The organism is Mucilaginibacter sp. SG538B, from assembly GCF_013376065.1.
GTDB lineage: Bacteria > Bacteroidota > Bacteroidia > Sphingobacteriales > Sphingobacteriaceae > Mucilaginibacter > Mucilaginibacter rubeus.
This window is the reverse complement of the sequence record NZ_JABMJI010000003.1, coordinates 394595-408578: the sequence shown is the minus strand read 5'-3', so window position 1 is coordinate 408578 and position 13984 is coordinate 394595. Positions and strand designations below refer to the sequence as shown.

The window sequence follows — 13984 nt, the reverse complement described above, 5'->3', positions numbered from 1 at the left end:
ATTATAAGATATGCCCGTAACCAATTACAGAACAGAACAGGAATTCTTTGTAGATATGCAAAGATGTATTGGATGCAAAGCCTGTGAAATGGCTTGTTCAGAGTGTGAAACAAACGGCCACGAATCTATGATCCATGTCAATTATATTGATCGCGCCGTTACCGTACAAACCACCGTACAGGTTTGTATGCATTGTGACGATCCTGTTTGCGCTAACGTTTGTCCGGCAGATGCTATAACGAAAGATGAGTTTGGCGTAGTACACACTGCCAATACAGCACGGTGTATAGGCTGTTCAAACTGCGTAATGGCATGCCCTTTCGGCGTCCCTAAAAAAGATGAGGCCTATGACCTGATGATGAAATGTAATATGTGTTACGACAGAACCAGCGCGGGCAAAAAACCGATGTGTGCCACCGTTTGCCCAACACAGGCACTGTATTATGGTACAAGGGAAGAAATTGCAAAGATGCGCCCGAACAGTACGCCTGTTAACAATTTTATTTTCGGAAAAGAAAGTGTGAGCACCAAAGTAAACATCATGATGCCCAAAGGAAGTACTTCATTAATTATAGACTGACACTATTTATGGCCACAGATAAAAAGGATAATCACTGGAAAGAAGATTTTCCGGTCTATCAGCTTGAATCTACCCAGGTAAGCCGACGTGATTTTGCAAAATTTTTATGCCTCGTATCTGGTGGGTTGGCCGTTGGAAGCGGGTATGTTGCCATAAAAGCTAATTTTTTTCCACCGGATAAAATCGTAGGTGAACACTTTGTTTGTAAGAAGCACGAACTTCCGGTAGGAGGGACCCGCTCGTTTGTGATCAATGGCAGTACTATTCCTTATATTCTTATTCGCATGGAGAATGATGAGTTTAGGGCTTATGAACAAAAATGTACCCATTTATCCTGCGCGGTTTTTTATAAACCCGGCAGCGGAAAAATTGAATGTCCTTGTCATAATGGCTTGTTCGACGCTTTTACCGGCGAAGTGCTTGCCGGCCCACCGCCCCGGCCGTTACCCCGTTTAACTGTAGTGATTAAAGGGGAAGAAGTATACGTCAAAGATTTTAAACCTGATAACGACAAACCAGATCCGAATCGTCAATCCAGATCATAAGGTCATTAACCTTTACAAACATTATAATTAAGTTATGAGTAATTTCCGCGAAGCCCAAAATCAGGCACATCCTAATAAAACCAACACACTCATGCTGGCATTGATCATGATCCTGATATTAAATGTGAGTATCCAGGTATGGCTATTGTACACCGCGCTAAATAACGCATTGGAAAAAAATACAGATATAGCCTTCCCATCTTTTATCGCCTCATCAATTCTTTTCTTAATCGGTTTTGGCTGGTTGTATTTTTTGCCTTCGGGCCCAAGAGTAACAAAATAAGATGCTATAACCCCATTACAATAATTTTATCTTTTGCCCGGTTTTTATTTAATTTTTCGGTATGCTATTCCGGCGGCTATAAATTTTTCAATCTTATCAATATATACATGATTGGTTTACCGGTGGATGTCCGTCTGTCCGGCCTAATTTCCCCGCGTTTTAATATTTCCAAAGGTGAATGATGGCGACGCCGGGAAGCGGTGTGCAGCTTATATCCTGATGGACTTAACTCGCAGAAAGTGAACAAGCAACATGGAAATAAAGAAAGGAAAAGACCGATTGCCGCGGGCCAGAATATGAAGTGTGGGTTGCAGTACCTAACTAAAAATGTAATTCTTACATTTTATGGCTGATTTTAATTGGTTGGAGCATGATTTTTTAACATTTTATCAGGATTTTACCGGCTGCATTATTGATAGTTTGTAAAAAAACTTAAAATTTTTGTTACTTTTTTTGTCATTTTTTCAATAGGGATCGATTGTTACTATTTGAAATAATAAAAGTTTATTATTTTTTTGATATTACTTGGTAAAACGTTTTTCTTAATTATATTTGTTAAAACCAATTGTGAAAAATACTTTATTACTTAATCGTTTAAGCTACCTGAACTGCTTGTTTTGAGATTTATGTAATCATTAAATTAACCAATATCACTGACATGAAAAACATGATTTACCTGTACCACATCTTTCAGAAGCCCATCATCTGACAGGGTTGATCCTTCGAAAAAATCTCTTGTTGAGATTTTAGGTATCAAAAATTTTATTAATTAACCTAATCACCAAAAGTGAAAAGAACGCTTGGGTATGGTCATTTTTGATGGCAAACCCGGGGGTGTATAACTATGCGCCGCTATCAAAAATATTCCTGCCGGTTATTTTTGATTTCTGTTCTTTTCGCTTGTAAATCAGCGCTATGGAAAAAGAATTACATTCTACTTAATCTAAAGGTGCATGTCATCTGCATAACTCGTTTGCAGGCATAAAAGCACATGGCCCGTTAAATCAAAAATTATTTTACAATCTAAAAGATCCATTCATTATGCGATACTTATGGCTGTGCTTTGTGGTTTTCGCAGCAATAACCACAAATGCACTTACAGGCTTAGCTAAGGGGAATGAGGGTAAAAAAAGCAAAGTAAAACGTTCTGTTTTTTATAAAACCTATATCCGTAAGGATACAACGGCAAAAGATTCATTATTAAAAGACAGCATAAATATTATTATAAAGCATACCCTTTATAATAAGCTGGCAGATAGTGTTACCAAAAAGCCTTATGATCTATCCAAATTCCCGGCTGTTTCCCTGCAGCAATTGTTAAAAGGGCAATTTGCAGGGCTGTATATACAGGAACCTTCGGGCGAACCCGGTACCGTTCAAAATATGTTTATGAGAGGGGCGCCCATGCCGCTTCTTTCTCCAAGGGATGTTTACCAATCGCAGCCACTGGTTGTACTGGATGGTATTCCGCTTGTAACAGAACACCCGTTTGCATATGATATACAGCTATATAACTATAACAGGATGGGAACAGCCACCAACCCATTTGCTGGTATTGATATGAATAATATAGCCTCGGTTGAAGTGTTAAAAGATCTGTCGGCCACGGCGGTTTATGGGCCCCGCGCTGTTAATGGAGTTATTGTATTAACCTCTAAAACTCCTATCGCTGCCAAAAGCATCACTTTTGATTCGTATATAGGTTTGGCACAGCGGCCGCATGTAACCACTATAAACGGTAAGTATGAAAATGCTTTCAGACAGCGTTTTTACGACCTTTATACTACCAATGGCAGATACTCTGATGATGAGAACTATCCCATCTACCTAAGCGATTCATTAAACAATGTTTATAGCGGGAAATCAGACTGGAGCGATCTTTACTATCGTAATGCTGCAGTTTATGGTATTAACTTCGGTATTTCCGGGGGTACAGATCGTGCTAACTTCCGTTTCTCATTGGGGGATCTGAAGAATAATGGTGTTGCTGATGGAACAGTGCTAAACCGATATAGCGCCATGTTCAACATTAATATGAAACCTATCAAATGGCTTCTTTTTTCGGCTATGGTAAACGCCAACCGGATTGAGCGGCAACGAAACAGATATCTACGCGACAGATTTGCCCAGATCAACTATTTTCCAGATCTCAGCGCCCCGCTACCACCAAACAAAGAATTTTATGCCGACTACCTGGCGCAGTACAAAAAAGGCTTCGATAATAACAAAACAAATATTGTTGACGGCTATGCCAAAATAGGTATCGATCTCGGAAAATTTAAATTCGTAACCACCTTCAATTTAGATTATAATGAAGGCTACCGCGATGTGTTTTATGCGCGCACGCTTTTGCAGGGCAACAGCTATGCTTCCAATTATTTTGGCTTTAGCCAAAGGATAATGGCAGATAACAGGGCAACCTATGATCTGACAGTAAATAAAGTAAACGATTTCCATTTTGAGCTTGGTCAATCAACCCAATGGGACATTTATAAATATAGCAACGCCTATGCCTACAAAGGTGTAAATGACTATATTAAGATAGATCTGCTGGATTCGAACCCAAAAAACCCAGACGGATCTGACAACGATAATTATCTCAACCCAACAGCCTTTCCACGCGAGTTAACATTCCGTTTTCTGGATAAGATCAAGCATAACCTGGTTTCGTTTTATGTCAAGACCGATTATTCATTCAAAGAAAAATACTTCCTCTCGGCAACAGTACGCGCAGATGGATCATCAAACGCTCAACCTACCAGCCGTTGGTTCTATTCGCCGGTATTATCTGCGGCCTGGAATATCAAAAAAGAGGTGCTGAGCAATAGTACTATTATAAACGATCTTATTTTACGTGCAAGCGCGGGTAGGATCGGTCGCCTCAATGCTTTTGATAATTATGCACAGGGTCCTCAATATACAGCATCGGTAGGGTATACCGGTAACTTAACCGTGCCTGGCTATAACGCTTTTGGTGTGCTTACCAGGCCTTACTCTACCGGTTGGATAGGTTATGGCATACCATGGTCATATTCTAATCAGCTTAATATAGGCACAGATGCCGGTTTTCTTAATAACCGTTTGCACCTTTCGGTTGATTGGTACCTGAAACAGGAAAAGAATTTGCTGATAGGTATTCCCGCTTTTGCGGAGTATGGGTATAAGCAGTCGATTGAGAGCGGTATGGCTGTAAATAATACCGGTATAGATGTATCTGTATCTGCCAATATCATCCGAAATACAAAATTTGGATGGACATCTTCCCTGAATTTAAATCATAATGCCAGTAAGCTCAAAGCATTGCCAAGGGGCTTAAATCAAATCATTGTTAATGACAGGCTTTTAAAAGTAGGCAGCCCGGTTGATCAGTATTGGTTACTGGTAAATGATGGCATTTATAAATCGGAAAGCGAAATACCAGTTGTAAATGGGCAGCCACTTAAGTACAATGGCATCGCCCTGCATGCCGGCGATCCCAGATGGCGTGATATCAATGGCGACAACGTAATTGATAATAACGATAAAGTATTAAAGGGACATGCTTTACCAAAAATTTCAGGTGGATATGATAATAATTTCAGATATGGCAACTGGAATTTAAATGTCAATCTCTATTTCAACCTGGGGCGCGACCTGATACACCAGGAAATGGCCAACCGGTTTGATTTTATTAACCGGGAAGGTAACAGCGATGTAAACTCTGTTAAAGAAATCACATTTTGGGAAAAACGCGGAGACTACGGCAAATACCCACTGTATAACCCATGGAGTACCGTTATCCCATATCGCGTTGATCAGGACCTTTTTCTTGAAAATGCTTCATTCCTGAAATTAAGAACCGTTTCCATTGGGTATGACCTAACCAAAGCAATGCGCTTAAAGAAAATCAAGCTAACCAGGTTTTATGTATATGCCACGGCAAATAATGTGTTCACCATAACCCCTTATACCGGTCAGGACCCTGAATTGGTGAATTATGATGGCTATGATACCGGTTACGGCCTGCCTATACCACGAACATATACCCTGGGTGTAAAAATGGAATTATGATATGAAAAACGATCACAAAAATCATGTTGTAAAAATGAAAAAGACATTATGTATCGTCCTGATCCTGTTTACTGCGGCAATAACAAGCTGCAATAAAACACTGGATATTGATTCAACAAGGGTTGTGGGCGAAAAAAACATGTGGAATAAGCTTGAAGATGCACGTGCCGGCTTATTAGGAGTGTATGCACTTACCCGTGCAGCCTTATCTGACAACGATGGTCACTGGCTTTATGGCGATGTACGTACAGGCGAATTTATTAGTCCGAACCGGCAGGACCTGAAAGCAATTGCAAGTAATCAGCTCAACGCCTCATATCCAACTGTTGAGGCCTTGAGCGACTGGACGAGATTTTACGCCATAATTAATGCTGCGAATATCTTCCTTGAACGTATTGGCGATGTAAAAGCTGCCGATAAGCGCTATACAGAAAACTATTTGATAGTTGATGTTGCCCAGGTACGTTTTTTAAGGGCCTTTACCTATTTCTATATGGTAAGGATTTGGGGAGATGTACCATTCATTACCTCATCCCACGATGGCAAGTTTGAAAATCAACCCCGCGAAAGCGGCAGCAAAATATTGGTATGGGCGCAGCAGGAAATGCTTAAGGCCGCAGCCGACCTGCCGTTTGTATACAGTAACAACGATGTGCAGCAGCCCGGCAATTATTATAATGAAGATGCTACCCGCTGGGGAGGTGCTTTAGCCACAAAGAACTCAGCCTATGCGGTCCTGGCTCATTTGGCGGCCTGGCAAGGTAATTATACCGATGTAGCTACCTATACCAAGTTTGTTGAAGATAATTATGGTAAAAGCGGCATCAATTTTCAAAGCACAGAAGATCTGACCAAATCAAACGGGTTCTTTTTCAATAAAAACACCAGCCAGATGTTTGGTTTTAACTCTGACTGGGGGCATATTGACGGATCAGTAACAGGCCACCTGGAAGAGTTAACCCTGGCCGAACCCGTGGTGAATAAAAAAGTGCCGGATATCTACATGCCTAAGGATACTATCCTGAAAATATTTGACATGCCCAAGGATGAGCGCTTTAGTATAGATACGCTTGGCCAGCCCCGTACCGAAAGATACTTCACCAATATCAATGGCAAGTACCCCATTTTTAGCAAAATAAAAGTGATACTGGGGGGCGTTTCTGATCCTAACTTCCGATACTTCACCAGTGCTTTGATTTTTACAAGGATAGAGGATGTCGTATTACTCCGGGCCGAGGCATTGGCTGTTTTAGGGGATGTGAATGGGGCTGAAAATGAAGTTTTTAATATCATGACCCGCCGTGGGATGGGAGATCTTACGATAGACAGCAACCAAGACATTATTGATTTGATATTTAAGGAGCGCCATCGCGAATTGATGGGAGAGGGACATCGCTGGTATGACCTGGTACGCTATAATAAAATCAAGCAAAACAACCCTGCATTCATGAAACTCATCAATTCGCAGGGGATTTACTGGCCTGTTTCGCGTAAGCTCATCGCCCAAAATAACCTGTTAACTCAAAACCCATTCTGGAAATAAACTGACCATATATGAAAAAGTTAAAAAAATATATGAGTGCCTTAACGCCGGTGTTGATTGCAGCCCTATTGCAAACTGCCTGCAAAAAGGATGGCGGCTACCATGACGCTACAGGCACCAACTCAAAATTTGCGGGTAATACTTATGAGTATTTAAAAAGCAAGCCCGGTGTATATGATTCATTATTGGCGGTAGTCAACCGGATGGGACTTCAGCAAACGCTCATGGACAGCAATGTTACCCTTTTTGCGGTTACTAATCCAAGTTTTCAGCTGGCAATTAATAACCTGAATACATTAAGAAGGCAAAGCGACAAAGATCCGCTGTTTTTGGCAAAAATTGATGGCGTACAGTTGGACACCATGGTGTCATATTATATTATCAGGGGTAAACGTACAACTGATTCCCTGCTGCTGCAGGACGGGCTTGATCTTTTCAGCGTACGTTTCGGATATCCTATGCATGGCAAGGTTTCCAAAATATCAGCTTCCGGCCTTACCGGTGGCGGCCCTGATCTTATTGAGTTTAGCAATACCAAACGCAGCAAGTTTATCAGAAACTGGTCAACCACTACTACCGGCTCCAATAATATCAGCACCAAAAATGGTATTGTTCATGTGGTAAGTCCCGATCACATTTTCGGTTTTGATGAATTTGTATCCCGATTAACCTTTGTTCCGCCACCGCCAAACCTAATGACCCTGATAGGTGGCAAGCTTACCGTTTTGAGAGATAACAATGGCGGTCCGGATAATGGCGAAGGCTCTAAAAAAGTAATTGACGGCGATGATCACACCAAGTTCCTGGCCGAACTTCAGGGACGGTTATGGATGCAGTTTGAGCTAAATGAGCCTGCCGTATCAGGGGTGTATACGCTCACATCTGCCAATGATGCACCTGAACGCGACCCCAGGGCCTGGACTTATGAAGGCTCAAATGACGGCAAAACCTGGACGGAGTTAGATCGCCGGAGTAACTTCTTCTTCGAAGAACGATACCAGACCAAAGTTTTCAGGTGCCCTAACACCACCGCTTATAAATTCTACCGGGTGGATATTTCCGAACTGCGTGACGGGGGCCTTTTCCAACTGGCCGAATGGACCATCAACAAAGTAAAATAAGGCATGGAAGATCAAAATATCAATACATTAAAAAAACGAAAAGAGATGCAAACATTCATAAAAATGGGATCTGTAGCTCTGCTATTTGCTGCAGTCGCGCTCAGTAGTTGCAAGAAGATGTATAGCATTCCCGATGAAAAAGATTATCTGAGTTCGAATGTAAACTACAGCAATAAAGTTTTTGAACCGATTTTAGGCCGAACCACTTTGATGGGCGGGTTTAATGGAGATAACTCAACCCAGCCGTTAAAGTTTGAGATCATCAACGCGCGTTTTGGCGACGGTAAGCCTGTTACAGATCTTTTTCAAAAAAGACCAACCTATGTATGGACAGCGCCCTATAACGGGCTTGAAAAGAGCCTGGCCGAGATAGAGGCAAAACGCAAGCTGGAAGATCACCCCTTATTTGAAGTGCGCTCATCGGGCGAGTTTATTATGTGGGCTTCTTCCAATAATGAGCTGATCAAGCCCAGGCCGTCTGATAGTACCAATTTTCCGCAGGATACGCGCTATTTTGACATAAAGATAACCAACACGGGTGGCAGTACTATAATTCGCGACCTGCAGGTACGCCCTTTCCGCGAGCGCCCTTATGAACCTTCTGACGACTTTAACATTTACTCCGGCCTGCCTGCGCCTCATCCCAAAACGCCTTATAATCCGGCCAGCCGAAACTACATCAGGCCATTTTTAAACGGGGTAATAGGCCAGGTAACCGACATTCCGCTGCAGAGTAATGACGAAAAAAAGGATGTGGTGGTTTATATCCGTCCGTTTACCGGCGGTACGGGAAATTCGTTAAGGTTCAAGTTTCTGAACAAAGACTCAGTAGAGATGAATCCGGCCCTGTTTAACGAAACTACCTGGGATAAAATAGTACATGGCTTTAACATGCAAAAAACTGCAACATATGTACAATACGATGTTGCCTATCCTATTCCTTTAGTGGAAATACCAACTGTATATGCCCCAGGAGGAACCAGGGACCATGCCGAATTTAAATATTCGCGAATTGGTTTTGGTGGCAGTAGGGTAGTGGCAAGCTTCGGGATAGATTTCGCTATATACAAAAAAGGCGACTGGGAGATAGTGTTCCATTTTTTGAAGGACAATCCAAAGTTTGAAGACGAATAACCGAATTAAAACTTATCACCATGAGAAAACACATACTATTTTATATAGTGCTTGCTGTTTGCACGATCTTATTCTGTGCAGATGTTCATGCACAAGCACAAAATATAACGGTTACCGGTACGGTAGTTGAAAAAGCTACCAATAAAATTTTACCCGGTGTAAATATCTATATGGGCAGTAAAGGCCTGATACAAACTGATTATAAGGGAAAGTTTACCGTTTCTGTACCGGCTAACAGCACACTTACTTTTACGTTTGTAGGTTTTGTTACGGAAAAAGTAAAACTTGAACCCGGGCAAAAAAACATAACTGTAACGCTGACTGAAGACAAAAAAGGCCTTAATGAAGTAATTATTGTGGCCTACCAAAACAGGAATAAAGAATCATCACCAGGCGCTGCGGTTACCTTAACCCAAAAGGACATCCAGGATGTGCCGGCATCAAACGTCGAAAACCTGCTGCAAGGAAAAGTAGCTGGTTTAAACGTTCAGAACAATACTGGTGCTCCAGGTTTCAGGGGCTCCGTTCAGGTGCGTGGTTTATCAGCCCTGAGTGTATCAGGCAGTGGCAGTGAATCGTTCCTGCAACCTACATCCCCCCTGTATATTATTGATGGGGTACCTTTAGATGCGGATAAGGCTGCTGAGTTTGGTTTTCAAACGCAGGGGCCGGGGGTAAGCCCGTTATCATTGATCCCGGTAGAGGATATCCAAAGCATACAGATCATGAAGGATGCGCAGGCAACTTCCATGTACGGATCAAGGGGGGCTTATGGCGTAATCATCATAACTACCAAGCGAGGAAATTCTAAAGTACCCCGGGTAAGGTATACGGGCAACTTCTTCGTTAACGCCGTCCCACAGCTGCGCGCAACACTGGGTGGTAATTCCGAACGCCGGGCAAAAATTCAGCAGATATTATCCAATGCAACAATTATTGATGAGTTAAGGAAATTGGGGCAAACCGGTTTCCTGGCTGATAGTTTGAACGCATATTGGAATAACTCAACAAACTGGCAGTCCATTTTTTATGGCACAACACATAACCAAAGCCATAACGTAGCCTTAGACGGTGGCAACGACCGCTTTAACTACAAAGTGAACATGGGGCTTTATTCGGAAAAAGGCGTGATCAAAAACACCGGTTTCGACAGGTATAACCTGAATATGAATATGGAGTTTAAGCCGAATGATAAATTCAGGTTCTTTGGTTCATTGTTCGGCTCGTTGGGAAGCCAGGCTAAGGGCAATGGTGTGGGCTTACTGCAACAAGGAGTGGCCTCAAACGGTCAGGCATCTACGCTGCTGCCGCCTCCTTCGTTTTATCTTTCACCAGATGGCGTAACGTCAGCTTTACAAACCCAAAACAGTAACAGTACAAGAAATATCCGTACCAATATTGATGGTCGTTATGAGTTTATACCGGGATTGGCGCTATCCTCAAGCATCAGTTATGATTATACCTCAGATGCCGAATCAACCTTCACGCCCGCAGCTGCAAATGCTCAGTTTGCGCAGGTATATGATTATGAGGGCCGTAATTTCACATTATACAACCGTAACGCACTTACTTATGCCAAAACATTCAGCGCCGACCACACCATATTCATTAATACGTTTAATGAAATATATAAACAAGGCGGCCAAAGCGGTATCATCAGGCAAAACCGTATACCTAATGATCAATTGCAGGGGCCAGTAGGGTCCGACCCATATAACTCAAGAGGCGGAGGTGTATTGTCAAACTTTAAAAATGCCACCATCGCTTCATTCGCAGGCTCCTTTAACTACGATTATAAAAAGAAGTATGTACTGGAGTTATCATACCGCTTAGATGGTACATCCTCAAACGGCTTAGAGAATCCGTATTCCAAAAATCCTGCAGCCGGTTTCAGGTGGAATTACTACAAGGAAAACTGGTTTAAAAATTGGGATTGGCTCACTTCAGGAGGTTTAAGGTTAACCTGGGGCCAAAATATCGTACCAACCGGCAGTTTGCAAAGTATTTATGGTTTGTATAACCTTAATGGTAATTTCAACAACAATCCAACCATTGGTATTAATTATGAATTTGTGCCTAACCCGGCATTAAAGCCTACTACAACTACGCAGTACAACCTTGGGTTTGACATGACGATTTTGCAGGGTAAAGTCGACCTGACTTTTGACACTTATTACAAAAAGGTTGATAACTTGTTGTTTGACAGGCTTTTACCTAATAGTACAGGTTTTCAGAAAAAATCCAGCAATGACGTATCCATTGCCGATTATGGGTATGAGCTGATGGTAACGGTAAGGCCTTTAACCGCCAAGGATTTTAACTGGACGGTATCATTTAACGGCGCCATTAACCGCGATTACCTATTGAGGTTACCTGCCGAATACAACGGACAATACATCAAATTTGATTATAATAATTATCAGCACATTGTTTTCAGGGTAGGTAAAAATACATTGTCAAACTACCTGCTGATTAACCAGGGTGTTTATTCAACCGATGGTGATGTACCGGTAGACCCTGTAACCGGTAAAAAATATCAAACCGGTGGGCTTGCCTTTAAAGGCGGCGACCCGAGGTTTAAAGATGTTAACGGCGATTACATCCTCGATGACCGGGATTATGAGATAACCGGTAACTCACAACCTTTAATTACCGGTGGTATATCGACAAATATCAACTACAAAAATTTTGGATTAAATATTTATGCCTCCTATACCGCCAAGAGAACGATATTAAATAACGCGTTATCAGACAGGTTGTCGATCATGAAAGATCCTTATGCCCTGCTGGCAGCAGTTCCATTGGACGATCTGGATATATGGCGAAAACCGGGTGATCAATCCAAGTATCCTAATCCCTATGCGTTTTCGAGGTTCAATCAGATAAAGCCACTTCGTTCCGATCAAAATTTGTGGCAGGAAGAAGGCTCATACCTAAAGATCAACACGGTTACTCTATCCTACATGTTTGACAAAAAGTTTGTACGAAGGTTCGGGTTCAATAACGTTAGGGTTTATTTCTCAACCAATAACCTGATCACATTTTCGGGATATAATGGCCCCAACCCCGAAAACGTAACTTCTCTGGGCCGGGATATATCAAGCGGGTACCCGGTACCGCGCACATATAATTTAGGTTTAAATATTGAACTCAATACAAGTAAATAAAACTCAAGATCATGAAAAAAAGTGTTATATACATTTTAGCAGCGGCAGCAAGCTTGTGTTTACCAGCCTGTAAAAAGTTTCTGAACGTACAACCCATTGATAAACTAACAGGGAATAACTTTTACCAATCGAAAGATGACGTTGTGGCCAATATTTATGATATGTCAAGAACATTTTTTGGCAAGATCAACGAAACGCATTTTATTGGCGCTACGGGCGAATACCGTTCGGGAGAGGTTTTATCTGAACCTCAGGCAGATAACGGGCCCGCACGAGCATATGTAGAGGTGTTAGGCCGGAATGACCTGCTTGGGCTTATCAACGGAAATCCGCCCTGGAATTTTTACAATTTTTATCGCATCACCGACTGGACAGGTTATTACCAGGTAATACAAAGTGCCAACATCCTCATCTCGAAACTGGAAGCAGGTGTGCCTGGCGTATCAGACAGCGAAAAAAAACAGTTTGAGGGCGAAGCGGCTTTTATACGCGGGCTTGCATACTTCTTTATGGTAAGGCTTTATGGCGACGTTCCTTATTATACCGATGCTTACCATTCAACAGCTTTACCGCGCGAAAACATGGTATCTGTTTTAAACAAAAGCATCGCCGACCTTAAAAAATATAAGGACGGTTTGCCTTGGACTTATTCTGACCCGGCTTTAAAAGGGGTACGTGCAAGCAGGGGCAGCGTTATCGCGCTTATCATGAACATGAACATGTGGAATGCCGGTTTCGACAAACCCAATGCAACCAAGTACTACCAGGAGACTGCAGACCTTGGGCAGGAATTGATTAAGAGCAATGCTTACAGGCTGTTACCCATCAATGAATGGGCCACGGTTATCAAAGGCCGGTCGGACGAGAGTTTGTTTGAGTTTTATCGCAGTATAAACTATGGCGATCAAAACACCAATGTTGCCCCTATTGGCGATATGTTTCTGCATTATCCATATAAAAGGCCGGAATATACGCACCGTATAAGCTTCGCCTATTTCAGGGCCGAGTATATGCAAAAACTATATTCAGGTACGGCTGACAAGCGCGCTACAACCTGGTTTAATTCAGACATCTACGCCGATAACGGAAAGTTCATGATGCTCAAATTTGCTCAAAATTCATTTGCAACCGGCGAAGAGGACGCCAATCCAGACAACACCTTTATGATATTCAGATATGCCGGTGAAATACTGCTCTGCGCAGAAGCACTGGCCGAACTTGGTCAGGATGACCAGGCTATTGCCCTGCTGAATAAAGTGAGGGACAGGGCTGAAGCTTCACGCTATACCGGAGGCGGGGGGCAGGACCTTAAAGATTTTATTTTCCTGGAAAGATCCCGGGAACTGATGGGCGAGGGGCACCATTACTTTGACCTGGTGCGTACCCGCAGGATTATGAACAGTGAGTGGTCATATAACGTATTGACGCTGGACAAATTTAACCGCGGTGCCTGGACATGGCCAATTAGTAGTAACGCGTTGGCCAATAACCCATTTATGTCATTAAACATGTACTGGGTTAACGGAGGTAATTAACCTATTCCTAAAAAGTAATGATAAGA

At 42.3% G+C, this 13984-nt stretch carries 9 protein-coding genes; all 9 read left to right on the top strand.

Going from position 1 to position 13984, the window contains the following annotated elements; genetic code table 11:
* The first annotated feature begins 88 nt into the window (after positions 1–88).
* The 9 genes from FHW88_RS17750 to FHW88_RS17710 all read left to right on the top strand — a co-directional run bounded on the left by FHW88_RS17750 (position 89) and on the right by FHW88_RS17710 (position 13958).
* A complete protein-coding gene (locus tag FHW88_RS17750) occupies positions 89–580 on the top strand; it encodes a 4Fe-4S dicluster domain-containing protein (protein WP_354437211.1) in 492 nt (163 codons plus the stop codon).
* A gap of 8 nt (positions 581–588) precedes the next feature.
* The gene (locus FHW88_RS17745; protein ID WP_090527415.1) at positions 589–1125 is read left to right on the top strand and encodes a Rieske (2Fe-2S) protein; all 537 of its coding nucleotides are present in this window, start codon (positions 589–591) and stop codon (positions 1123–1125) included.
* A gap of 34 nt (positions 1126–1159) precedes the next feature.
* Entirely contained in the window at positions 1160–1408 is a 249-nt protein-coding gene (locus tag FHW88_RS17740) for a DUF6755 family protein (RefSeq protein WP_090527418.1), read from the top strand.
* A gap of 1041 nt (positions 1409–2449) precedes the next feature.
* Positions 2450–5458: a SusC/RagA family TonB-linked outer membrane protein gene (locus FHW88_RS17735; RefSeq protein WP_176627310.1), complete on the top strand. Its 3009-nt coding sequence runs from the start codon at positions 2450–2452 to the stop codon at positions 5456–5458.
* 34 nt (positions 5459–5492) lie between these two features.
* Positions 5493–7001 (top strand): RagB/SusD family nutrient uptake outer membrane protein, encoded by a 1509-nt coding sequence (locus FHW88_RS17730; RefSeq protein WP_176627308.1) that lies wholly within the window; start codon positions 5493–5495, stop codon positions 6999–7001.
* Between the two features lie 185 nt (positions 7002–7186).
* The gene (locus FHW88_RS17725) at positions 7187–8122 is read left to right on the top strand and encodes a fasciclin domain-containing protein (RefSeq protein WP_354437217.1); all 936 of its coding nucleotides are present in this window, start codon (positions 7187–7189) and stop codon (positions 8120–8122) included.
* A 3-nt stretch (positions 8123–8125) separates the two neighbouring features.
* Complete coding sequence (locus FHW88_RS17720) at positions 8126–9256, top strand: DUF5007 domain-containing protein (protein WP_255485365.1); 1131 nt, start codon at positions 8126–8128, stop codon at positions 9254–9256.
* A gap of 20 nt (positions 9257–9276) precedes the next feature.
* Positions 9277–12423 (top strand): SusC/RagA family TonB-linked outer membrane protein, encoded by a 3147-nt coding sequence (locus FHW88_RS17715; RefSeq protein WP_176627306.1) that lies wholly within the window; start codon positions 9277–9279, stop codon positions 12421–12423.
* 11 nt (positions 12424–12434) lie between these two features.
* Complete coding sequence (locus tag FHW88_RS17710) at positions 12435–13958, top strand: RagB/SusD family nutrient uptake outer membrane protein (RefSeq protein ID WP_176627304.1); 1524 nt, start codon at positions 12435–12437, stop codon at positions 13956–13958.
* Positions 13959–13984 lie beyond the last annotated feature (26 nt).

Excerpts from the sequence above, each read along its gene's own strand:
- FHW88_RS17750 (WP_354437211.1), top strand. The coding sequence starts at position 89 with ATGGCTTGTTCAGAGTGTGAAACAAACGGCCACGAATCTATGATCCAT.
- FHW88_RS17745 (WP_090527415.1), top strand. The coding sequence starts at position 589 with ATGGCCACAGATAAAAAGGATAATCACTGGAAAGAAGATTTTCCGGTC.
- FHW88_RS17740 (WP_090527418.1), top strand. The coding sequence starts at position 1,160 with ATGAGTAATTTCCGCGAAGCCCAAAATCAGGCACATCCTAATAAAACC.
- FHW88_RS17735 (WP_176627310.1), top strand. The coding sequence starts at position 2,450 with ATGCGATACTTATGGCTGTGCTTTGTGGTTTTCGCAGCAATAACCACA.
- FHW88_RS17730 (WP_176627308.1), top strand. The coding sequence starts at position 5,493 with ATGAAAAAGACATTATGTATCGTCCTGATCCTGTTTACTGCGGCAATA.
- FHW88_RS17720 (WP_255485365.1), top strand. The coding sequence starts at position 8,126 with ATGGAAGATCAAAATATCAATACATTAAAAAAACGAAAAGAGATGCAA.
- FHW88_RS17715 (WP_176627306.1), top strand. The coding sequence starts at position 9,277 with ATGAGAAAACACATACTATTTTATATAGTGCTTGCTGTTTGCACGATC.
- FHW88_RS17710 (WP_176627304.1), top strand. The coding sequence starts at position 12,435 with ATGAAAAAAAGTGTTATATACATTTTAGCAGCGGCAGCAAGCTTGTGT.